Source organism: Pseudomonas sp. B28(2017) (genome assembly GCF_002113025.1).
Taxonomy (GTDB): Bacteria; Pseudomonadota; Gammaproteobacteria; order Pseudomonadales; family Pseudomonadaceae; genus Aquipseudomonas.
This window is the reverse complement of sequence record NZ_NEJH01000002.1, coordinates 707,403-729,750: the sequence shown is the minus strand read 5'-3', so window position 1 is coordinate 729,750 and position 22,348 is coordinate 707,403. Positions and strand designations below refer to the sequence as shown.

At 59.6% G+C, this 22,348-nt stretch carries 23 protein-coding genes and 1 pseudogene; 21 read left to right on the top strand and 3 right to left on the bottom strand.

The window, feature by feature from the left end; all coding sequences use genetic code 11:
- Positions 1-35 precede the first annotated feature (35 nt).
- Positions 36-227: pseudogene (locus tag CAF65_RS27860) on the bottom strand (MFS transporter); the annotation flags it as partial.
- 211 nt (positions 228-438) lie between these two features.
- Positions 439-1,257, bottom strand: coding sequence for an inositol-phosphate phosphatase (gene suhB / locus CAF65_RS08130; protein ID WP_007982736.1), 819 nt, complete (start codon positions 1,255-1,257; stop codon positions 439-441).
- A gap of 146 nt (positions 1,258-1,403) precedes the next feature.
- On the opposite strand from suhB, the gene trmJ reads away from it, so the two are divergent.
- The 21 genes from trmJ to CAF65_RS08025 all read left to right on the top strand — a co-directional run bounded on the left by trmJ (position 1,404) and on the right by CAF65_RS08025 (position 20,212).
- Positions 1,404-2,174, top strand: a complete 771-nt coding sequence (gene trmJ / locus CAF65_RS08125; RefSeq protein ID WP_085715829.1) for a tRNA (cytosine(32)/uridine(32)-2'-O)-methyltransferase TrmJ — start codon at positions 1,404-1,406, stop codon at positions 2,172-2,174.
- A 2-nt stretch (positions 2,175-2,176) separates the two neighbouring features.
- Complete coding sequence (cysE, locus tag CAF65_RS08120; RefSeq protein WP_085715828.1) at positions 2,177-2,953, top strand: serine O-acetyltransferase; 777 nt, start codon at positions 2,177-2,179, stop codon at positions 2,951-2,953.
- 216 nt (positions 2,954-3,169) lie between these two features.
- The gene (gene iscR / locus CAF65_RS08115) at positions 3,170-3,661 is read left to right on the top strand and encodes a Fe-S cluster assembly transcriptional regulator IscR (RefSeq protein ID WP_007982741.1); all 492 of its coding nucleotides are present in this window, start codon (positions 3,170-3,172) and stop codon (positions 3,659-3,661) included.
- A 50-nt stretch (positions 3,662-3,711) separates the two neighbouring features.
- Positions 3,712-4,926, top strand: coding sequence for an IscS subfamily cysteine desulfurase (locus tag CAF65_RS08110; RefSeq protein WP_085715827.1), 1,215 nt, complete (start codon positions 3,712-3,714; stop codon positions 4,924-4,926).
- An 85-nt stretch (positions 4,927-5,011) separates the two neighbouring features.
- Positions 5,012-5,398, top strand: a complete 387-nt coding sequence (gene iscU / locus CAF65_RS08105; RefSeq protein WP_007974006.1) for a Fe-S cluster assembly scaffold IscU — start codon at positions 5,012-5,014, stop codon at positions 5,396-5,398.
- Positions 5,399-5,432: 34 nt separating this feature from the next.
- Positions 5,433-5,756, top strand: coding sequence for an iron-sulfur cluster assembly protein IscA (iscA, locus tag CAF65_RS08100; RefSeq protein ID WP_003227904.1), 324 nt, complete (start codon positions 5,433-5,435; stop codon positions 5,754-5,756).
- 8 nt (positions 5,757-5,764) lie between these two features.
- Positions 5,765-6,286: a co-chaperone HscB gene (hscB, locus tag CAF65_RS08095; RefSeq protein WP_085715826.1), complete on the top strand. Its 522-nt coding sequence runs from the start codon at positions 5,765-5,767 to the stop codon at positions 6,284-6,286.
- Between the two features lie 51 nt (positions 6,287-6,337).
- Complete coding sequence (gene hscA / locus CAF65_RS08090; RefSeq protein WP_085715825.1) at positions 6,338-8,200, top strand: Fe-S protein assembly chaperone HscA; 1,863 nt, start codon at positions 6,338-6,340, stop codon at positions 8,198-8,200.
- Between the two features lie 2 nt (positions 8,201-8,202).
- Positions 8,203-8,544, top strand: a complete 342-nt coding sequence (gene fdx, locus CAF65_RS08085; protein ID WP_085715824.1) for an ISC system 2Fe-2S type ferredoxin — start codon at positions 8,203-8,205, stop codon at positions 8,542-8,544.
- Positions 8,545-8,558: 14 nt separating this feature from the next.
- Positions 8,559-8,759 (top strand): Fe-S cluster assembly protein IscX, encoded by a 201-nt coding sequence (gene iscX, locus CAF65_RS08080; protein ID WP_007941386.1) that lies wholly within the window; start codon positions 8,559-8,561, stop codon positions 8,757-8,759.
- A 92-nt stretch (positions 8,760-8,851) separates the two neighbouring features.
- A complete protein-coding gene (gene ndk / locus CAF65_RS08075; protein ID WP_007903599.1) occupies positions 8,852-9,277 on the top strand; it encodes a nucleoside-diphosphate kinase in 426 nt (141 codons plus the stop codon).
- Between the two features lie 28 nt (positions 9,278-9,305).
- Positions 9,306-10,454 (top strand): 23S rRNA (adenine(2503)-C(2))-methyltransferase RlmN, encoded by a 1,149-nt coding sequence (gene rlmN, locus CAF65_RS08070; RefSeq protein ID WP_085715823.1) that lies wholly within the window; start codon positions 9,306-9,308, stop codon positions 10,452-10,454.
- A gap of 12 nt (positions 10,455-10,466) precedes the next feature.
- Positions 10,467-11,225, top strand: coding sequence for a type IV pilus biogenesis/stability protein PilW (gene pilW, locus CAF65_RS08065; RefSeq protein ID WP_085715822.1), 759 nt, complete (start codon positions 10,467-10,469; stop codon positions 11,223-11,225).
- The gene (locus CAF65_RS08060; protein WP_085715821.1) at positions 11,225-12,214 is read left to right on the top strand and encodes a RodZ family helix-turn-helix domain-containing protein; all 990 of its coding nucleotides are present in this window, start codon (positions 11,225-11,227) and stop codon (positions 12,212-12,214) included. The genes pilW and CAF65_RS08060 overlap by 1 nt, the downstream gene beginning before the upstream one ends.
- A 3-nt stretch (positions 12,215-12,217) precedes the next feature.
- A complete protein-coding gene (gene ispG / locus CAF65_RS08055; RefSeq protein WP_020795607.1) occupies positions 12,218-13,327 on the top strand; it encodes a flavodoxin-dependent (E)-4-hydroxy-3-methylbut-2-enyl-diphosphate synthase in 1,110 nt (369 codons plus the stop codon).
- Between the two features lie 37 nt (positions 13,328-13,364).
- Positions 13,365-14,654, top strand: a complete 1,290-nt coding sequence (gene hisS / locus CAF65_RS08050) for a histidine--tRNA ligase (RefSeq protein ID WP_085715820.1) — start codon at positions 13,365-13,367, stop codon at positions 14,652-14,654.
- A 41-nt stretch (positions 14,655-14,695) separates the two neighbouring features.
- On the top strand, positions 14,696-15,337 hold the full coding sequence (locus CAF65_RS08045; RefSeq protein ID WP_085715819.1) for a tetratricopeptide repeat protein: 642 nt from the start codon (positions 14,696-14,698) through the stop codon (positions 15,335-15,337).
- Positions 15,330-16,481 (top strand): outer membrane protein assembly factor BamB, encoded by a 1,152-nt coding sequence (gene bamB, locus CAF65_RS08040; RefSeq protein WP_085715818.1) that lies wholly within the window; start codon positions 15,330-15,332, stop codon positions 16,479-16,481. The genes CAF65_RS08045 and bamB overlap by 8 nt, the downstream gene beginning before the upstream one ends.
- Before the next feature lie 208 nt (positions 16,482-16,689).
- Positions 16,690-18,162, top strand: a complete 1,473-nt coding sequence (gene der, locus CAF65_RS08035; RefSeq protein WP_085715817.1) for a ribosome biogenesis GTPase Der — start codon at positions 16,690-16,692, stop codon at positions 18,160-18,162.
- A 122-nt stretch (positions 18,163-18,284) separates the two neighbouring features.
- Positions 18,285-19,433, top strand: coding sequence for a pyridoxal phosphate-dependent aminotransferase (locus CAF65_RS08030; protein WP_085715816.1), 1,149 nt, complete (start codon positions 18,285-18,287; stop codon positions 19,431-19,433).
- Positions 19,421-20,212 carry an amidohydrolase gene (locus CAF65_RS08025; RefSeq protein ID WP_085715815.1) on the top strand — a complete coding sequence of 264 codons (792 nt, stop codon included), beginning with the start codon at positions 19,421-19,423 and terminating at the stop codon, positions 20,210-20,212. Before CAF65_RS08030 ends, CAF65_RS08025 begins: the two co-directional genes overlap by 13 nt.
- A 120-nt stretch (positions 20,213-20,332) precedes the next feature.
- Here CAF65_RS08025 and leuA read toward each other — a convergent pair whose 3' ends face one another.
- Positions 20,333-22,012 carry a 2-isopropylmalate synthase gene (gene leuA, locus CAF65_RS08020; RefSeq protein ID WP_085715814.1) on the bottom strand — a complete coding sequence of 560 codons (1,680 nt, stop codon included), beginning with the start codon at positions 22,010-22,012 and terminating at the stop codon, positions 20,333-20,335.
- Positions 22,013-22,348: the final 336 nt, after the last annotated feature.

Sequence of the window (22,348 nt, the reverse complement as noted above, 5' to 3'; positions counted from 1 at the left end):
GGGTAGCCTGATAAATCAGCGGCATGGACATCAGCGCCAGCGTCGTACTGACCAGCCAAAGTGGACGTATAACTGACCGCCAACCCCAGCTCCTGACGTAGGTACAGCGCCATGAACAGCTTGACCATGCTGTTTAGCCGATTGATGAATAACAGCGCCGCGAGCACCCAGGCCATCACACAAAAATAGCCATCCAGCCGCAGCAGATGGATCAGCCGGCGCGTCATTCCCTTGATCATCAAAAAGACCGCTGTTTGCGAAATATCCTTTGAGCGCTAAACGCCAACGACAGACTTGTCGCGGGCGAAACTCCCCATGGGTCAAAAGCAGAGGCAAGCTACAAGTGCGCAGGAAAATACCTACACAATCACCTCGACCACAATTTCAACCCACAAAAAAAAAGCACCCCGAAGGGTGCTTTTTCTGTCGCTTGGACGCTTAGCGCTTCAGCGAGGCCGGCAGGTGCGGCTGGATCGCCGTCAGGACTGCCTTGAAGCATTTGGTGTTGCCGGCAACGACGTGGCCTTTCTCAAGGAAGTCGTGACCGCCGGTGAAGTCGCTCACCAGGCCGCCTGCTTCCTGGATCAGCAGGGCGCCTGCAGCCATGTCCCACTCGGACAGGCCCGACTCCCAGAAGGCGTCGAAGCGGCCGGCGGCCACGTAGGCCAGGTCCAGGCTCGCCGAGCCGGCGCGGCGGATGCCGGCTGTCTGGCCAACCAGGGCGCGGAACATGCCCAGGTAGTTGTCGAGGTTGTCCATCTGGTCGTCACGGAACGGGAAGCCGGTACCCAGCAGGGCGCCATCGAGGCTGGTGCGACCGCTGACGCGCAGGCGACGACCGTTCAGTTGAGCGCCGCGACCACGGCTGGCGGTGAATTCTTCCTGGCGAACCGGGTCCAGAACAACGGCGTGTTCCAGGCGGCCACGGTATTTGCAGGCGATGCTGACAGCGAAGTGAGGAATGCCGCGCAGGAAGTTGGTGGTGCCATCCAGCGGATCGATGATCCACAGGTACTCTTCGCCTTCGATGCCGGTGCCGGCGTGCATGCCGGTTTCTTCACCCATGATCGAGTGGTTCGGGTAAGCCTTGCGCAGCGCGTCGATGATTTTCTGTTCAGCGGCGCGATCTACCTCGGATACGTAATCCTTGGCGTCTTTTTCGTCGACCTTGATGGTATCCAGGCGCTCGATGGAGCGGAAGATCAATTCACTGGCGCTGCGGGCGGCGCGCAGCGCGATATTCAGCATGGGCTGCATGGATGTGTCACCTAAGGTTGTTAAAGAAAGCCGGGCATTCTATCAGAAAGTTTCTACAGGAGAAGGACGACGTTCGCTTTCATGGCTTAACGGTAGCTTCGGCTGTAAGATTCCGCTCCCGATTATCGTGTTCGAGAGCGCCTCCCTTGCTGCAAAACATTCGTGTCGTCCTGGTCAATACCAGCCATCCGGGCAATATCGGCGGGACTGCGCGCGCCATGAAGAACATGGGCCTGTCGCGGCTGGTGCTGGTCGAGCCTCGTCTGTTTCCGCACCACGAGGCCGATGCCCGTGCTTCCGGTGCCGGTGACATCCTTGAAAAAGCGCAAGTCGTCGCCACCTTGGAAGATGCCCTGGTCGGCTGCAATCTGGTGCTCGGCACCAGCGCCCGCGACCGGCGGATTCCCTGGCCGCTGCTCGATCCCCGCGAATGCGGCGCGAAAGTGGTCGAGGAAGCCGGGCAGGGGGCGGAAATTGCCCTGGTGTTCGGTCGTGAAGATTCCGGCCTGACCAACGAAGAGCTGCAGCGATGTCATTATCACGTGCACATCCCATCCGACCCTGAGTTCAGTTCGCTGAACCTGGGGGCGGCGGTGCAGGTGTTGAGCTATGAAGTGCGCATGTCCTGGCTGGCCGCGCAAGGCCAGCCAAGCAAGGTCGAGAAGGAAGAAGTGGCCTCGGTCAAAAGCGCCGAGCTGGCGACCATGGATGAGCTGGAGCGATTCTATGAACACCTGGAGCAGACCCTGGTGGCCATCGAATTCCTCGATCCGGAAAAGCCACGGCACTTGATGGCGCGCCTGCGCCGGTTGTACGGACGCAGCTCGGTCAGCCGAGCGGAAATGAATATTTTGCGTGGCATCCTCACGGAAACCCAGAAAGCGGCCCGTGGTGAGCTTCTAAAGCGGAAGGATTAATGATGTTTGAGCGTTTGCGTGAAGATATCCAGAGCGTATTCCATCGAGACCCGGCGGCGCGTAACGCTTTTGAAGTCCTGACGTGCTACCCGGGCATGCACGCCATCTGGATTCACCGTTTGTCGGCGGCGCTGTGGCGTGCGGAGCTGAAATGGCTGGCGCGGCTGGTGTCGAACTTCGGTCGCTGGTTGACCGGGATCGAGATTCATCCGGGGGCCAAGGTCGGTCGTCGTTTTTTCATCGACCATGGCATGGGTATCGTCATCGGTGAAACCGCCGAGATTGGCGATGACGTGACTATCTATCAGGGCGTGACCCTGGGCGGCACCAGCTGGAACAAGGGCAAGCGTCACCCGACCCTGGAAGATGGCGTGGTGGTTGGCGCAGGTGCGAAGGTGCTCGGGCCGTTCACCGTGGGCGCTGGTGCCAAAGTCGGTTCCAATGCGGTGGTGACCAAGGCGGTTCCGGCGGGTGCGACGGTGGTTGGTATTCCCGGGCGGATCATCGTCAAATCCGACGAAGAGCAGGATGCCAGGCGCAAGGCCATGGCCGAGAAGATCGGTTTTGATGCCTATGGCGTCAGCGAAGACATGCCGGACCCGGTGGCGCGTGCCATCAACCAGTTGCTGGATCATCTGCAGGCGGTCGATGGGCGCCTGGAGGGGATGTGCGGGGCATTGAAGGATCTGGGCAGTAATTACTGTGCGAAAGATCTGCCTGAACTGCGCGAAGAGGATTTCGCCTGTGTGAAGGACAAGGATCAGAGTCAGGCCAGTTGACGCTTTTGTAGGAGCTGCCGCAGGCTGCGGTAGCTACTGCATGGGTCGCGTTTAGACAATGGCGCTGCGCTAAGCGGTGTGCCATTAGGCCGCAGACCCTGCTATGATGCCGCCGCTCTTTGCGGGTAAACCTGACTAAAGTACTAGGTCTTATAGTTGACTTAAATACTCGGGAATTGCATACTCGCCTCATTCCGAACTCCGTGGTAATTGTCCATGCGACTGACTACAAAAGGCCGATACGCCGTGACCGCCATGCTTGATCTGGCGTTGCACGCGCAGCACGGGCCCGTGTCCCTGGCCGATATCTCCGAGCGCCAAGGCATCTCCCTGTCCTACCTCGAACAGCTTTTCGCCAAGCTGCGCCGCAGCAATCTGGTGTCCAGCGTGCGTGGTCCGGGCGGTGGTTACCAATTGTCCCGCGACATGCAGGGCATCCAGGTCGCCCAGGTGATCGATGCGGTGAACGAATCGGTCGATGCCACCAAATGCCAAGGACAGGGTGATTGCCATTCCGGCGACACTTGCCTGACTCACCACTTGTGGTGCGATCTGAGTCTGCAGATTCACGAATTTCTGAGCGGTATCAGCTTGGCTGACCTTGTGACTCGCCGTGAGGTGCAAGAAGTAGCCCAGCGTCAGGACCAGCGCCGTTGCAACAGCAAGGTGCCACGCCTGGACAAGATTGAAGCGTCCGCCGTCGAATGACAGCCGAAGAGCTAGCGGCACGCCAGCCAGCCTGATTTAGGAGATAGTCCATGAAATTGCCGATTTACCTTGATTACTCTGCGACCACCCCGGTTGATCCGCGTGTTGCGCAAAAAATGAGTGAATGCCTGCTGGTCGACGGAAACTTCGGTAACCCGGCGTCCCGTTCCCACGTGTTCGGCTGGAAAGCCGAAGAGTCCGTCGAAAACGCCCGTCGTCAGGTCGCCGACCTGGTCAACGCCGACCCGCGTGAAATCGTCTGGACCTCCGGTGCCACCGAATCCGACAACCTGGCAATCAAGGGTGCGGCGCATTTCTATGCCACCAAAGGCAAGCACCTGATCACCACCAAGATTGAGCACAAGGCTGTCCTCGACACCATGCGCCAACTGGAGCGTGAAGGTTTTGAAGTGACCTACATCGAGCCTCGCACCGATGGCCTGGTCACTCCGGAGATGGTCGAAGCCGAACTGCGTGACGACACCATCCTGGTGTCGGTCATGCACGTGAACAACGAAATCGGCACTGTCAACGACATCGCCGCCATCGGCGAGCTGACCCGCTCCAGGGGCATCCTGTTCCACGTTGACGCCGCTCAGTCCACCGGCAAGGTCGACATCGACCTGCAGAAGCTGAAAGTCGACCTGATGTCGTTCTCGGCTCACAAGACCTATGGCCCTAAAGGTATTGGTGCGCTGTACGTAAGCCGCAAACCGCGTGTTCGCATCGAAGCGACCATGCACGGCGGCGGTCACGAGCGCGGCATGCGTTCCGGCACCCTGGCGACCCACCAGATCGTCGGCATGGGTGAAGCCTTCCGTGTAGCCAAGGAAGACATGGCAGCCGAGAACGCGCGCATCAAGGCCCTGAGCGACCGCTTCTTCAAACAGGTCGAGCACCTGGAGGAGCTGTACGTCAACGGCAGCATGACCGCCCGCGTTCCGCACAACCTGAACCTGAGCTTCAACTACGTTGAAGGCGAGTCGCTGATCATGGCGCTCAAGGATCTGGCAGTATCGTCCGGTTCGGCCTGCACCTCGGCATCGCTTGAGCCTTCGTACGTACTGCGCGCCCTGGGCCGCAACGACGAGCTGGCACACAGCTCGATCCGCTTCACCTTCGGCCGTTTCACCACCGAAGAAGAAATCGACTACGCCGCGCAGAAAGTCTGCGAGGCCGTAACCAAGCTGCGCGCTCTGTCGCCGCTGTGGGACATGTACAAAGACGGTGTCGACATTTCGAAAATCGAGTGGGCGGCACACTGATTTCAAGTCGCCGCGAACCGGCCCTGTGAACCTCCGGGTTGCAGGGCTCAAAGAGCGACTCTCTGATGAGTGAGGATTAAGAATCATGGCTTACAGCGAAAAGGTCATCGACCACTACGAAAACCCGCGCAACGTCGGCAAGATGGACGCGGAAGACCCTGATGTCGGCACCGGCATGGTCGGCGCTCCGGCGTGCGGCGACGTGATGCGCCTGCAGATCAAGGTCAACGACGCCGGCATCATCGAAGATGCCAAGTTCAAGACCTACGGCTGCGGTTCGGCTATCGCTTCCAGCTCCCTCGCCACCGAGTGGATGAAGGGCAAGACCCTGGACGAAGCAGAAACCATCAAGAACACCCAGCTGGCAGAAGAACTGGCCCTGCCGCCAGTGAAAATTCACTGCTCGGTACTCGCTGAAGACGCCATCAAGGCGGCTGTTCGCGATTACAAGCAGAAGAAAGGCTTGATCTGACCTTCAAGATTTGGCGACGAGTAAGGAGTCACCGATGGCTATCAGCATGACAGAAGCGGCTGCTCGACACGTGCGGCGCTCCCTCGACGGGCGCGGCAAAGGTGAAGGGATTCGTCTGGGTGTTCGCACTACAGGCTGTTCCGGCCTTGCCTACGTGCTGGAGTTTGTCGATGAGGTGGTTGCAGAGGACCAGGTGTTCGAAAGTCACGGCGAAAAAGTGATCATCGACCCGAAAAGCCTGGCCTACCTGGACGGCACCGAGCTCGATTTCGTCAAGGAAGGGTTGAACGAAGGCTTCAAGTTCAACAACCCCAACGTACGCGGTGAATGTGGCTGCGGCGAAAGCTTCAACATCTGAGGCTTGTCGTGGGTACTCCTTGTCATTTCGCTTTATTCGAGCTGCAACCGGGTTTCAATCTGGACCTCGATCAGCTGGCTACGCGCTACCGTGAGTTGGCGCGCAGCGTTCACCCCGACCGCTTTGCTGACGCTTCCGAGCGCGAGCAGCGGTTGGCGCTAGAGCAATCCGCGAGCCTCAACGAGGCCTACCAGACGCTCAAGAGTCCACCCAAGCGCGCGCGTTACCTGCTCGCCTTGAATGGTGGCGAGCTGCCGCTGGAGGTCACGGTGCATGATCCGGAGTTTCTTCTGCAGCAGATGGAGTTGCGCGAAGAACTCGAAGACCTGCAAGACAGTGCCGATCTGGCAGGTGTTGCCGTGTTCAAGCGTCGCCTGAAAGTTGCTCAGGAAAAACTCAACGACAGTTTCGCAGCCTGTTGGAATGATGCAGCGCAACGTGAGCAGGCCGAACGCCTGATGCGGCGCATGCAGTTCCTCGACAAGCTCACTTACGAAGTGCGCCAGTTAGAAGAGCGCCTCGACGATTAACCCAGTGCCGCTCCGGTCGCACGCCTGATATACAGATAAGTCCTGATAACGATGGCCCTACTGCAGATCGCCGAACCCGGCCAAAGTCCTCAACCGCACCAGCGCCGTCTGGCTGTGGGGATCGACTTGGGCACTACCAATTCGCTGGTCGCTGCGTTGCGCAGTGGTCTTTCCGAGCCTCTGGCGGACACAGAAGGGCGGGTCATCCTGCCGTCTGCCGTGCGCTACCACGCCGATCGCGTCGAGGTGGGCGAATCCGCCAAGCTGGCCGCCGCTACCGATCCCTTGAACACCGTGCTGTCGGTCAAGCGCTTGATGGGTCGCGGTCTGTCCGACGTCAAGCAATTGGGCGAGCAATTGCCGTACCGCTTTGTCGATGGCGAATCGCACATGCCGTTCATCGACACGATCCAGGGCCCGAAAAGCCCGGTCGAAGTCTCGGCGGACATCCTCAAGGTCCTGCGCCAGCGTGCCGAAGCCACCCTTGGTGGTGAGCTGGTAGGCGCGGTCATCACCGTTCCGGCCTATTTCGACGACGCTCAGCGTCAAGCCACCAAGGATGCGGCCAAGCTGGCCGGCCTGAATGTGCTGCGTTTGCTCAATGAGCCGACCGCGGCGGCGGTGGCTTACGGTCTGGACCAGCACGCCGAAGGCCTGGTCGCCATTTATGACCTGGGCGGCGGCACCTTCGATATTTCGATTCTGCGCCTGACCGGCGGTGTCTTCGAAGTCCTGGCCACCGGTGGCGACAGCGCCCTGGGCGGCGATGACTTCGACCACGCGATCGCTGGCTGGATTATCGAGAGCGCCGGCCTGTCCGCCGACCTCGATCCGGGAGCACAACGCAACTTGCTGCAAACCGCCTGTGTCGCCAAGGAAGCCCTGACCAACGCCGCGTCGGTTGAAGTCACTTATGGCGCCTGGAAAGCCGAGCTGACCCGTGAAGCCTTCAATGCACTGATCGAGCCGATGGTCGCTCGCAGTCTGAAAGCCTGCCGTCGTGCGGTGCGTGATTCCGCTATCGAGCTGGAAGACGTGCACGCCGTGGTCATGGTCGGTGGTTCGACTCGCGTTCCCCGCGTTCGCGAAGCCGTCGCCGAAGCCTTCGGTCGCCAGCCGCTGACTGAAATCGACCCGGACCAAGTGGTGGCCATTGGTGCTGCGATCCAGGCCGATACCCTGGCCGGCAACAAGCGTGACGGCAGCGAACTGCTGTTGCTGGACGTGATTCCGCTGTCCCTGGGGCTGGAGACCATGGGCGGCCTGATGGAGAAGGTGATTCCGCGCAACACCACCATCCCCGTCGCCCGCGCCCAGGACTTCACCACTTATAAAGACGGCCAGTCGGCCATGGCCATTCACGTATTGCAGGGCGAGCGCGAGCTGATCAGCGATTGCCGCTCCCTGGCACGCTTCGAATTGCGCGGCATTCCGGCGATGGTGGCCGGCGCGGCGAAGATTCGCGTGACCTTCCAGGTCGATGCCGACGGTCTGCTCAGTGTTTCGGCCCGCGAACTGGGTTCGGGCGTCGAAGCCAGCATTCAGGTCAAGCCTTCCTACGGCCTGACCGACGGTGAAATCGCCAAAATGCTCAAGGACTCGTTCCAGCACGCCAATGACGACAAGGTTGCCCGCGTACTGCGCGAGCAGCAGGTCGACGCCCAGCGCCTGATCGAAGCGGTGCAGGCCGCTCTGGAGGCTGATGGAGAGCGTCTGCTCGACGCCGATGAGCGCATGGTCATCGAGTTGCAAGTGCAGGAATTGACCGAACTGATGAAAGGTACCGATGGTTACGCCATCGAGCAGCAGACCAAGCGTCTGTCGCAAGTGACCGACGCCTTTGCTGCCCGCCGCCTGGACTCGACGGTGAAAGCCGCGCTGGCGGGGCGCAACCTGAATGAGATTGAGGAATAACGATGCCGCAGGTCATTTTTCTGCCACACGAGAAGTTCTGCCCCGAAGGCATGGTTGTGGAGGCTGAGACGGGTACGTCCATCCTCGAATTGGCTCACGAGCACCATATCGAGATGGAAAGTGCCTGTGGTGGCGTCTGTGCGTGCACCACTTGTCACTGCATCATCCGCGAGGGTTTCGACTCGCTGGAGGAGGCCGATGAGCTGGAAGAAGACTATCTTGACAAGGCCTGGGGGCTGGAAGCCCAGTCGCGCCTGGGCTGTCAGGCAAAGGTCGGGACTGAAGACCTGACCGTTGAAATTCCCAAATACTCGCTCAACCACGCAGCCGAAGCGCCGCACTGATTCAAGGAGCTTTCATGAGCCTGAAATGGGTTGATGTGCTGGAAATCGCGATCCAGCTGGCTGAGTCAAAGCCGGATGTGGACCCGCGTTACGTGAACTTCGTCGACCTGCATCAGTGGGTGCTGGCATTGCCGGAGTTCAGTGATGATCCGACCCGCGGTGGCGAGAAGGTGCTTGAAGCCATTCAGGCCGCCTGGATCGAAGAAGCAGACTGAGTCTACACCGTACGCAGTTAGGCAATACCAAAGAACCCGCGTATAATTCGCGGGTTTAATTTTTCGTAAATTACCGTTTCTGGAGTTACACCATGGCTGTTCAACGTACTTTCTCCATCATCAAGCCTGACGCCGTTGCTAAAAACGTGATCGGCGAGATCACCACCCGTTTCGAAAAAGCAGGCCTGCGCGTTGTAGCTTCGAAACTGAAGCAACTGTCCAAAGCCGAAGCCGAAGGCTTCTACGCTGAGCACAGCGCTCGTGGTTTCTTCAACGACCTGGTTGCTTTCATGATCTCCGGTCCGGTTGTCGTTCAGGTTCTGGAAGGCGAAAACGCTATCGCTCTGAACCGTGAGCTGATGGGCGCTACCAACCCTAAAGAAGCTGCTGCCGGCACCATCCGCGCTGACTTCGCTGACTCCATCGACGCTAACGCTGTACACGGTTCGGACTCCGAAGCCGCTGCCGCTCGCGAAATCTCGTACTTCTTCGCAGCTACTGAAGTAACCACTCGCTAAGCATTGGCTTAAGAGTGAAGGTGAATCCATGACTACATCGACTGTAAAAACTAACCTGCTGGGTCTGACTCAGCTGGAAATGGAAAAATTCTTCGACTCAATCGGGGAGAAGCGTTTCCGTGCCGGTCAGGTAATGAAATGGATTCACCACTTTGGTGTCGATGATTTCGATGCCATGACGAACGTCAGCAAGGCCTTGCGCGAAAAGCTCAAGGCTGTTGCTGAAGTCCGTGGTCCGGAAGTGGTCAGCGAGGACATCTCCAGCGACGGCACCCGCAAGTGGGTGGTGCGCGTGGCGTCCGGCAGCTGCGTCGAGACCGTGTACATTCCCCAGGGCAAGCGCGGCACCTTGTGCGTTTCGTCCCAGGCAGGCTGTGCCCTGGATTGCAGTTTCTGCTCCACCGGCAAGCAAGGCTTCAACAGCAACCTCACCGCCGCCGAAGTCATCGGCCAGGTGTGGATTGCCAACAAATCCTTTGGCAGCGTCCCGGCAACCGTCGACCGTGCCATCACCAACGTGGTGATGATGGGCATGGGTGAGCCGCTGCTGAACTTCGACAACGTCGTCGCGGCCATGCATCTGATGATGGACGACCTGGGCTACGGCATTTCCAAGCGCCGCGTGACCCTGTCGACCTCCGGCGTGGTGCCGATGATCGATGAGCTCTCCAAGCACATCGACGTCTCTCTGGCGTTGTCCCTGCACGCACCGAATGACGCATTGCGTAACCAATTGGTGCCGATCAACAAGAAGTATCCGCTTAAAATGCTGCTCGAGTCGTGCCAGCGCTACATGTCGAATCTCGGCGAAAAGCGCGTGCTGACCATCGAGTACACCTTGCTCAAGGACGTCAACGACAAGGTTGAGCACGCCGTGGAAATGATCGAGCTGCTCAAGAACATCCCGTGCAAGATCAACCTGATCCCGTTCAACCCGTTCCCGCATTCCGGGTACGAGCGTCCGAGCAACAACGCCATTCGTCGTTTCCAGGATCAGCTTCATCATGCCGGTTTCAACGTCACCGTCCGCACCACCCGTGGTGAAGACATCGACGCCGCCTGTGGTCAATTGGTAGGGCAGGTGCTGGATCGCACCCGTCGCAGCGAACGTTATATCGCCGTGCGTGAATTGAGCGCCGACAGCGATGTTGCTTCGGGCGCTGCGAACAACAACTAAGAGAGGATCTCTATGTCCCTGCGCTTTGCGCTGCTTTTGCTGTTGGCCAGCCTGTGTGCTGGCTGTGTGCTTTCGGGCGACTACAGCCCGATGAAGACCAGCAAGGGCCGTGATGAAGCGCGTGAGGCATATGTGCAACTCGGTATCGGATATTTGCAACAAGGCATGACCGAGCGCGCCAAGGTCCCGCTGAAAAAGGCCCTGGAACTGGATGGCGCAGACCCTGATGCCAACGCGGCGCTGGGGCTGGTGTTCCAGGCGGAAATGGAACCGGAACTGGCCGACGAGCATTTTCGCAAGGCACTGTCTTCCCGTCCCGCCGATGCACGAATACTCAATAATTACGGCAGCTTTCTGTTCGAACAGAAGCGTTACAAGGAAGCCTACGAGCGCTTTGAACAAGCCGCCGCCGATACCCTGTATCCTGAGCGTTCACGGGTATTCGAAAACCTCGGCATGACCGCTTCAATGCTGGGAGAGCGTGAACTGGCCCGGCAGCAACTGGAAAAAGCCCTGCGCCTGAACCACCAACAACCTCGTGCATTGCTGGAAATGGCTGAGTTGTCTTACGAAGACAGGCATTATGTGCCAGCGCGTGACTACTACGATCGTTTTAGCCTGCTTGCCGAGCAAAATGCACGTAGTCTATTGCTCGGCGTTCGGCTGGCAAAAGTGTTTGAAGATCGCGACAAGGCCGCCAGTGCTGGCCTGCAACTAAAACGACTCTATCCCGGTACGCCGGAATATCAGCAATACCTGTCGGAGCAATGATGAAAGCGGCGCATCCCGAAGTTGTAGCAGCGAATCGCGTTAACCCAGGTGAGACTTTGCGCCAGGCTCGCGAAAGCAATGGCTGGTCGCTGGCCGAAGTGGCTCTCAAGCTCAACCTCACCACTACTTCCCTGAGCAATCTGGAAGCCGGCGCTTTCGACAAGCTGCCAGGGCACACCTTTGCCCGTGGTTATATTCGTGCCTATGCCAAGTTGCTCGGCATGGACCAGGCGGTTCTGGTCCAGCAGTTCGATCAATCCACCGGTTCCGATTCCCAGGGCAGCAGTGTTCACAGCCTGGGTCGTATCGAAGAGCCGGTCCGGGTTTCCCACACCATTTTGCGAATTGTCAGCCTGCTGTTGCTGATTGCGGTGATCGGTGGCGGTTTTGTCTGGTGGCAGGACCAGACCTCGATGCGCACCAAGGACCTGATCGGTCTGGCACCGGAGCACGTTGAAGTCGAAGGCGCCGACGGTACGACGCAGATTCATCCGCTGGACGAGCCGGAAGACCAGGCCGTCGCGGAAGGTCAGACCGAAGGCGGAACCGCCCTCGCGCTGCCACAGGCCGACACTCCGGCTGAAGCACCGGTGCAGGCTCAGGCGACTTCGCCAGCCGCCCCGGCTGCGCCAGTGACCCCGGCAACTCCGGCCCCGGTTGCTCCTGCCGTCCCGGCCCCGGTGGTGACTGCACCGGTAGCCCCTGTCGCTCCGACTCCTGCTCCAGCGGTAACCGCACCGGTGGCGGGTCAAGGCCAGGTTCAGGTGCAATTCACCGCCGATTGCTGGACACAAGTGACCGACGGTAGTGGCAAGGTGCTTTTCAGCGGTCTCAAACGCAAAGGCGACAGCCTGGCAGTCAATGGCAAACCACCGTTTGCCGTGCGTCTGGGCTATGCCCGCGGCGCTCAGGTCAGCTACAACGGCCAACCGGTTGATGTCGCTCCGTTCACCAGTGGCGAGACTGCTCGCCTGAAGTTGGGTCAATAAGTCATGCACGGCGAATCTCCAATCAAACGTCGCGAATCTCGCAAGATCTGGGTCGGTAACGTGCCTGTTGGCGGCGATGCGCCTATCGCTGTGCAGAGCATGACCAACAGCGACACCAACGATGTCGCGGCCACTGTCGCGCAAATCAACCGCCTTGAGGCGGCCGGCGTCGATATCGTGCGGGTTTCCGTACCAGACATGGACGCTGCCGAAGCCTTCGGCAAGATCAAGCAGCTTGTCAAAGTACCCTTGGTTGCCGACATCCACTTCGACTACCGGATCGCGTTGCGCGTAGCCGAATTGGGTGTCGATTGCCTGCGGATCAACCCAGGCAACATCGGCCGCGAAGACCGTGTGCGCGCAGTGGTCGATGCCGCCCGTGACCGCGGTATCCCGATCCGTATCGGCGTGAACGCCGGTTCCCTGGAAAAAGACCTGCAAAAGAAATACGGCGAGCCGACCCCGGCGGCACTGGTCGAGTCTGCCTTGCGTCACGTCGAGCACCTCGAGCGCCTGAACTTCCAGGATTTCAAGGTCAGCGTGAAAGCGTCCGACGTGTTCATGGCCGTCGAAGCGTACCGTCTGCTGGCCAAGGAAATCGTCCAGCCGCTGCACCTGGGCATCACTGAAGCCGGGGGTTTGCGTTCAGGCACGGTGAAATCCGCCGTGGGCCTCGGTATGCTGCTCGCCGAAGGGATTGGCGATACTATCCGCATCTCGTTGGCGGCCGACCCGGTCGAGGAAGTGAAGGTCGGCTACGACATTCTCAAATCCCTGCACCTGCGCTCCCGTGGCATCAACTTCATCGCCTGCCCGAGCTGCTCGCGGCAGAATTTCGATGTGGTCAAGACCATGAACGAGCTGGAAGGGCGCCTCGAAGATTTGCTGGTGCCGCTGGATGTCGCGGTTATCGGTTGCGTGGTCAACGGCCCGGGCGAAGCCAAGGAAGCCCATATCGGCTTGACCGGCGGCACGCCAAACCTGATTTACATCGACGGCAAGCCGTCGCAGAAACTGACGAATGACAATCTGGTGGATGAGCTTGAACGCTTGATCCGCGAGAAAGCGGCCGAAAAGGTCGAAGCCGACGCTGCCGTCATTGCGCGTGGCTGAGCCCGACTGAAGAGCCGAACGAATTTAAGGATTTAATGTGAGCAAGTCTCTGCAAGCCATTCGTGGCATGAACGACATCCTGCCCGAACAGACTCCCCTTTGGCGTCATTTTGAAGGCACCGTTTCGCGCCTGCTGGATAACTACGGTTACAAGCAGATCCGCATGCCGATCGTCGAGTTCACCGAACTGTTCAAACGCTCCATCGGTGAAGTGACCGACATCGTCGAAAAAGAGATGTACACCTTCGACGACCGCAACGGCGACTCCCTGACCCTGCGCCCTGAAGGCACGGCGGCCTGTGTGCGCGCGGTGCTGGAGCACGGCATCACCGGCGGTGGCCAGGTTCAGAAACTCTGGTACATCGGCCCGATGTTCCGCCACGAGCGTCCGCAGAAAGGCCGTTACCGCCAGTTCCACCAGATCGGTGTCGAAGTGTTCAACCTCGACGGTCCGGACATCGACGCCGAGCTGATCGTGCTGACCTGGCGCCTGTGGGGCGAACTGGGCATCCGCGATGCGGTAAAACTCGAGCTCAACAGCCTGGGTACCAGCGAATCCCGCGGCCGTTATCGCGAAGCGCTGGTCGAGTACCTCTCGGCGCACATGGACAAGCTCGACGAAGACAGCCAGCGTCGCCTGAAAACCAACCCGCTGCGGGTTCTTGATACCAAGAACGCCGATACCCAGGCGGTATTGGTCGGTGCGCCGAAAATGGCCGACTACCTCGACGAAGAATCCCGCGTGCATTTCGAGGGTCTCAAGGCTCGCCTGGACGCTGCCGGCATTCCTTACGTGATCAACCCGAAGCTGGTTCGCGGGCTGGATTACTACAGCAAGACCGTTTTCGAATGGGTCACCGACAAACTCGGCGCCCAGGGCACCGTCTGCGCTGGTGGCCGTTACGACGGTCTGGTGGAGCAGATGGGCGGCAAGCCGACCGCCGGCGTTGGTTTTGCCATGGGCATCGAGCGCCTGGTGTTGTTGCTGGAAACCCTGGAACAGATCCCGGAAGAGATCTCCCGTCAGGTCGACGTCTACCTCTGCGCCTTCGGTGAAGCGGCCGAACTTGCCGGCCTGACCCTGGCGGAGCGCGTTCGTGATCAGTTGCCCAACCTGCGGCTGCAAGTGAATGCCGGTGCCGGCAGTTTCAAAAGCCAGTTCAAGAAAGCCGACAAGAGCGGCGCACTGTATGCGCTGATCCTCGGTGACGACGAAATGGCCCAGCAAGTGGTAGGTTTCAAACCCCTGCGTGGCCAGGGCGAACAACAAAGCATTGCCTGGGATGCGCTTGCAGCACACCTGGCCACCTGCGTCGTGCAGGGTTGAAGCTGTCCAAACAGCCGAATTAGCGATTAAGGAGTATTGGGGTGTCGAGTACCGAAGACGAACATGTGGCGGAATTGAAGGAATGGTGGTCACGCAACGGTAAGCCCCTGGTTACTGGCGGCCTGTTTGCGCTGGTCATCGTGTTCGGCTGGCAGGCGTTCCACAAGTATCAGAGCAATCAGTCGCAAGGCGCCTCGATTCTCTATCAGCAATTGCTCGAAACCACGCTGACGCCTGACGGCAAGCCTGATGCGGCCCGTGTTTCGGACCTGGCCGGCAAGCTCAACAGCGAGTACGGCGGTAGCGCTTATGCGCAGTACGGCAGCCTGTTCGTCGCCAAAGTGGCGGTCGACAGCGGCAAGCTGGACGACGCGGCCAGCGAGCTGAAAGCCATCGTCGACAAGCCGGCCAACCCGGCGCTGGGCGAAATCGCCCGTCAGCGTCTGGCCCAGGTACTCGGTGCTCAGAACAAGGCCGACGAAGCACTGAAGCTGCTCGAAGGCGATGCCGACAAGGCATTCCTGGCTACTCGTGAAGAGCTCAAGGGCGACCTGCTGGTGCAGTTGGGTCGTACCGATGAGGCGAGCGCGGCGTATCAAAAAGCCAAGGCGGCACTGTCGGATGAAGCGGCGGTCGGTGGCCTGCAAATCAAGCTGGACGACCTGGCCAAAGGGGATGCGTGACGTGATTCGTTGGAAACATGCAGCATTGCTGGCTCTGGCCTTGATGGCCGCGGGTTGCAGCAGCAACAGCAAAAAAGAATTGCCTCCGGCCGAACTGGTCGACTTCAAGGAAGAAGTGGTTCTGCACAAGCAGTGGAGTCGTTCGATCGGTGACGGTCAGGGCGAAACCTACAATATGCTGGTTCCGGCCATCGATGGCGATACCATCTATGCCGCCGACGTCACTGGCGTGTTGATGGCGATGGACCGCAACACGGGCGACGTCAAATGGAAGAAAGATCTTGAGCTGCCTGTTTCCGGCGCTGTTGGCGTAGGTTACGGTCTGGTCACCATCGGTACGCTCAAGGGTGAAATCGTTGCCCTGGACGCCATCAACGGTGAAGAAAAGTGGCGCGCTCGCGTGTCCAGCGAAGTACTGGCTCCGCCAGCCAACAACGGTGACGTTGTGGTGGTTCAGACTCAGGACGATCGTCTGATCGGCCTGGATGCTTCCACCGGTAATCGTCGCTGGATCTATGACAGTACTCCTGCGGTACTGACCCTGCGTGGTACCAGTGCGCCGATCGTTACCAACCGCCTTGCGGTGGCTGGCCTGTCGACCGGTAAGGTGGTTGCCGTGGATATCTCCAACGGCGTACCGGTGTGGGAACAGCGCGTAGCGATCCCGCAAGGTCGCTCGGAGCTGGAGCGCGTGGTCGATATCGACGGTGGCTTGCTGCTGTCGGGCGAGACGCTGTACGTCGCCAGCTATCAGGGGCGCGTTGCCGCTCTGGACCTGCAAAGTGGCCGTCAGCTCTGGCAGCGTGATGCTTCCAGCTACGCCGGTGTGGCCCAGGGTTTTGGCACCGCTTATGTGAGCCTGTCTTCGGGTACCGTTGAAGGCGTCGACGAGCGTTCCGCCACCGCCTTGTGGAGCAACGATTCGCTGGCCCGTCGTCAACTGTCGGCCCCGGAAGTGTTCTCCAGCTACGTTGCAGTCGGTGACCTGGAAGGTTACCTGCACCTGCTGAGTCAGGTGGACGGTCGTTTCGTCGGCCGCGAGCGCATCGACAGCGACGGCCTGCGTGCCCGTCCGCTGGTGGTGGGTGACACGATTTATGTGTATGGCAACAGCGGCAAACTGGAAGCCCTGACCATCAAGTAACGACTATGCTTGGGGTTTAACTGTAGGAACGAGCATGCTCGCGATGGGCGCCAACGAAAACGGTGGCTCCCTGGATAAACGCGGTGTCCATGCGTTTTTCGCGAGCAGGGCTCGCTCCTGCAAATACATGCCCTGGGATGGTCCCGAGCACCAGCCGCTGCCTCGCAGCGGCTTTTGTATTTTCTGAAATAACGAAGTGGAGAGCCGCATGGTTCCCGTAATCGCCCTGGTGGGCCGACCCAACGTCGGCAAGTCCACCTTGTTCAACCGCCTGACCAGGACTCGTGACGCCATCGTTGGCGACTTGTCCGGTCTGACCCGTGATCGCCAGTACGGTGAGGCCAAGTGGCAAGGGCGTTCCTACATTCTGATCGACACCGGCGGTATCTCCGGTGACGAGCATGGTATGGACGAAAAGATGGCCGAGCAGTCGCTGCTGGCCATCGAAGAAGCGGATGTCGTTCTGTTCCTGGTAGATGCCAAGGCCGGTTTTACCGCCGCCGACCAGATGATCGCCGAACATTTGCGCAAACGTAACAAGCGCTCTCACGTGGTAGCCAACAAGGTCGACAACATCGATCCGGAAATGGCTCGCGCCGAATTCGCCCCGTTGGGCATGGGCCATGCGATCCCGATCGCCGGCGCCCACGGCCGTGGTATCACCCAGTTGCTGGAAGCGGCACTGAGTGAGTTTCCGCTAGACGATGACGAGCCGCAGGAAGGCGAAGAGGAAGAGATCGTCGCCGAAGGCGAGGAAGCCAAGCGCATTCCTGGCCCAAGCGAAAAAGACGGGATCAAGATCGCGATCATCGGTCGTCCGAACGTCGGCAAGTCGACGCTGGTCAACCGCATGCTCGGCGAAGACCGGGTAATCGTCTACGACCAACCCGGCACCACCCGCGACAGTATCTACATCCCGTTCGAGCGTAACGACGAGAAGTACACGCTGATCGATACCGCCGGTGTGCGCAAGCGCGGCAAGATCCACGAAGAAGTCGAAAAGTTCTCCGTGGTCAAAACCCTGCAGGCGATCAAAGACGCCAACGTGGTGATCTTTGTGATGGACGCCCGCGAAGGCGTGGTGGATCACGATCTCAACCTGCTGGGCTTCGCCATTGAGGCGGGTCGTGCGCTGGTGATCGCGATCAACAAGTGGGACGGCATGACGCCGAGCGAGCGCGACTTCGTGAAGGTCGAGCTGCAACGTCGGCTGTTCTTCGTTGACTACGCCGATATCCACTTCATCTCGGCCCTGCACGGCACAGGCGTGGGCAACCTCTACGCGTCGGTACAGAACTCGTTCAAGTCTGCGGTTACCCGTTGGCCGACCAGTCGCCTGACCCAGATCCTGGAAGACGCGGTCAGCGAGCACCAGCCGCCGATGGTCAACAGCCGCCGGATCAAGCTGCGTTATGCCCACCTCGGTGGCGCGAACCCGCCGATCATCGTGATTCACGGCAACCAGATCGAGAAGGTGCCGAAGTCCTACGTGCGTTACCTGGAAAACACTTACCGCCGTGTCCTGAAGCTGGTCGGTACGCCGATCCGCATCGAGTTCAAGGGCGGCGAGAACCCGTACGAAGGCAACAAGAACACGCTCACCGACCGCCAGGTCAACAAGAAGCGTCGTTTGATGTCGCACCACAAGAAGGCTGACAAGAAGCGTCGCGACAAGCGCTGATTGAGGTTTTTCCCGTGGGATGGAAAGGGCGCCAATGGCGCCCTTTTTCATGCCTGCGGTTTGGGCTATCCTCGGACTCCCCCGCGCCGCCGTAGAGCCGGGTGTAGAGCAGGGAACCACCGATGATCACCAGCAAGCTGCCGAATGTCGGCATCACTATCTTCACTCAGATGTCTCAGCTCGCGGCACAGACCGGCGCGCTCAATCTGTCCCAGGGCTTTCCCGATTTCGCGGCCCCGCAGGCGCTGTGCGATGCGGTCGGCCGACATATCGCCAGCGGCCATAACCAGTACTCGCCAATGACCGGGCTGCCAGTGTTGCGTCAGCAGATCGTAGCCAAGATCGCCCGCAGTTATGGCGCGCAGGTGGATATGGATACTGAAGTGACGGTCACCCCAGGCGCGACCGAGGCGATTTTCTGTGCCATTCAGGCGGTTATCCACAGCGGCGATGAAGTCATCGTGTTTGACCCGGCATATGACAGCTACGAGCCCTCGGTAGAGCTGGCCGGTGGTCGTTGCGTACACGTGCAACTGGGCCTGAACGACTTCAGTATCGACTTCGAGAAGCTTGCCCAGGCACTGAGCCCGCGCACGCGGATGATTATCCTCAACTCCCCGCACAACCCTAGTGGTGCGCTGATCAGCCGTGCCGAACTCGATCAGTTGGCAGCGTTGATCCGTGATCGCGATATCTATGTGATCAGCGACGAAGTCTACGAGCACCTGGTGTATGACGGCGTGCCCCACGTCAGCGTGCTGGCCCATGAAGAGCTGTATCAGCGTGCATTCGTCGTCAGTTCGTTCGGCAAGACCTACCACGTCACAGGCTGGAAAACCGGCTATGTGGTCGCACCACCGGCCCTGACGGCGGAATTGCGCAAGGTGCACCAGTACGTGAATTTTTGTGGTGTGACGCCGCTGCAATATGCCTTGGCCGATTACATGGCCGAGCATCCCGAGCACGTCGAGGAGCTGCCGGGTTTCTATCAGGCCAAGCGTGATCTGTTCTGCGATCTGCTGGCGCCGTCGCGTTTCAGTTTCACCCGGGTGACCGGCACCTATTTCCAGTTGGTCGATTACTCGCAGATCCGTCCGGACCTCAATGATGTCGAGATGGCCCTGTGGATGACTCGCGAACATGGCGTGGCCAGTATCCCGATCTCGGTGTTCTACCAGACGCCACCAGTTGGCCAGCGCCTGGTGCGGCTGTGCTTTGCCAAGCGTGAGGAGACCCTGCGTGAAGCAGCGGAAAAACTATGCGTGATCTGAGTGCATTACCCAATCTGACCGTGGCGCTGATTCAGACGTCCCTGGCCTGGCACGACCGTCAGGCCAATCTGGAGCATTTCGAACCGCTGCTGGAACAGGCTCGTGGCGCTGACCTGATCATTCTGCCGGAGATGTTCACCACCGGTTTTTCCATGGAGTCCGAGACCCTCGCTGAAGCGGAAAACGGACCGACCAGCAAATGGCTGCGGGCTCAGGCTTTGAGGCTTGATGCGGTGATTACCGGCAGCGTGATCGTCCAGGCAGTCGACGGCAGTCATCGCAATCGCCTGCTGTGGGTACGTCCGGATGGCGAGGTGTTGCATTACGACAAGCGTCACCTGTTCCGCATGGCCGGTGAGCATAACCACTACACCCCTGGCGAGCGACAGGTGCAGTTCGAGCTCAAGGGCTGGCGTGTGCGGCCGCTGATTTGTTACGACTTGCGTTTCCCGGTGTGGAGTCGTGACGCCCAGGACACAGATCTGCTGCTGTACACCGCCAATTGGCCAGGCGCCCGGCGCCAGCACTGGAATCGCTTGCTGCCTGCGCGGGCGATCGAGAACCTGTGCTATGTGGCAGCGGTGAACCGTATCGGGACCGACGGCAAAGGCTTTGCCTACACCGGTGACAGCCAGGTGCTGGATTTCCAGGGCGAGACGTTGCTCAGTGCCGGAGAGGCTGACGGGGTGTTCAAGGTGGTGCTGGATGCGGCGGAACTGGCAGCGTACCGCACGCGGTTTCCGGCGAATCTGGATGCGGATACCTTTGAGTTCACCTGAGACTTTCGCTGCCTGACAGGCCATCATCGCGGGCAAGCCCGCGAAGGGGCTCAAAAATCGCAGGCAAACAAAAAGGCCCCAAGGTTCACACCTCGGGGCCTTTTGTATTTCTGCGGTGGTTTACGCCGCTTTCGCTTCCGGCTGGCTCAGCGAACGGTTCAGTGCGCTGAACAGGGCCTTGAAGCTGGCGGTGGTGATGTTTTCGTCGATGCCGACGCCATGCACCGCACGTTCGCCGTTCACACGCAGTTCAATATAGGCTGCGGCCTTGGCATTGGTGCCCGCGCCGATGGCGTGCTCGTTGTAGTCCATGATTTCCACCGGTACCGGCAGGCCGGCCACCAGCGCTTCCAGGGCGCCGTTGCCCTTGCCGCGCCAGTGCAGGTTGGTCTCGCCCTGGCCTTTGCTGGCCACTTCCACTTCAACGGCGCTGTGGCCGTTTTCTTCCTGCAGGCGATGGCTGACCAGTGCGTACGGGGTGTTGGCCTGCAAGTACTCGCTGTGCAGCAAGGCGTGGATTTGCTGGGCAGTCATTTCCAGGCCCAGGCGGTCGGTTTCACGCTGCACGACCTGGCTGAACTCGATCTGCATGCGACGCGGCAAGCTGATGCCATATTCCTGTTCCAGGAGGTAGGCGATACCACCCTTGCCCGACTGGCTGTTGACGCGGATGACCGCTTCGTAGCTGCGGCCGATGTCGGCCGGGTCGATTGGCAGGTACGGTACTTCCCACAGTGCATCGGGTTTCTGCTGGGCAAAGCCCTTGCGGATCGCATCCTGGTGCGAGCCGGAGAACGCGGTGTGCACGAGGTCGCCGACGTACGGGTGACGTGGGTGCACCTGGATCTGGTTGCACTCTTCGACGACTTTGCGCACGCCGTCGATGTCGGAGAAGTCCAGTTCAGGGTCAAGGCCCTGGGTGTACATGTTCAGGGCCACAGTCACCAGGTCGACGTTACCGGTGCGCTCGCCGTTACCGAACAGGCAGCCTTCGACACGGTCGGCGCCAGCCATCAGGCCCAGTTCGGTGGCGGCAACACCAGTGCCACGGTCGTTGTGGGTGTGCAGGCTGATGATCACGCTGTCACGACGATTGATGTGACGACCGAACCATTCGATCTGGTCGGCATAGATATTCGGGGTCGCGCATTCGACGGTGGCCGGCAGGTTGAGGATGATCTTGCGCTCGGGCGTCGGGTTCCAGACTTCGATCACCGCGTCGCAGACTTCCTTGGCGAACTCAAGCTCGGTAGCGCTGAAGGTCTCCGGGGAGTACTGGAAGGTCCACTCGGTTTCCGGCTGCTGGGCGGCGTATTTGACGAACAGCTTGGCCGCGTTCACGGCGATTTCCTTGACCCCGTCCTTGTCCTGGTTGAAGACAATGCGACGGAAAGAAGGAGAAGTGGCGTTGTACAGGTGAACGATGGCTTTTTTCGCGCCGCGCAGGGATTCGAAAGTACGCGCGATCAAATCTTCACGTGCCTGGGTCAGCACCTGGATGGTGGTGTCGTCCGGAATATGGCCGTCTTCGATCAGGGTGCGGACGAAGTCGAAATCGGTTTGCGAAGCGGACGGGAAGGAGGCTTCGATTTCTTTCACGCCGACCTGTACCAGGGTTTTCCAGAAGCGCAGCTTCTTGGCAGAGTCCATCGGTTCGATCAGCGACTGGTTACCGTCACGCAGGTCGGAGCTGCACCAGATCGGCGCGGCGGTGATGGTTTTCGACGGCCAGGTGCGATCCGGGAGGTTGATGGTCGGGAACGGGCGATATTTCGAAGACGGGTCTTTGAGCATGCTCATGGGGAAATCCTTATTGTATGGGCCGAAAAAAGGCGGCCTGCCGGTGGATCGAATGTTCTGGATCAAGCGAAAGACGGGGTGTCGCAATTCAGCCCGGCAGTCGTGCGCTGACAAGGCACAGGCTGCGATGCTGACGGAGCTGGATAAGGGTGTGAGAGGTTTTCATGCCTTCAACCCTAACCTTGAGGGGGGAGGATGGCAAGCAGTCAAAAAAAATTGAGAGGAATACTCGTGAACGAGTGTTTATCGAGATTTTATTGCTGTGATTGGCAGTGATTGTTTTGTTGTTTGCGCGAGGTTTGAGCGGTGCGCAATTGTGTAAAGCAAGATGTCGAG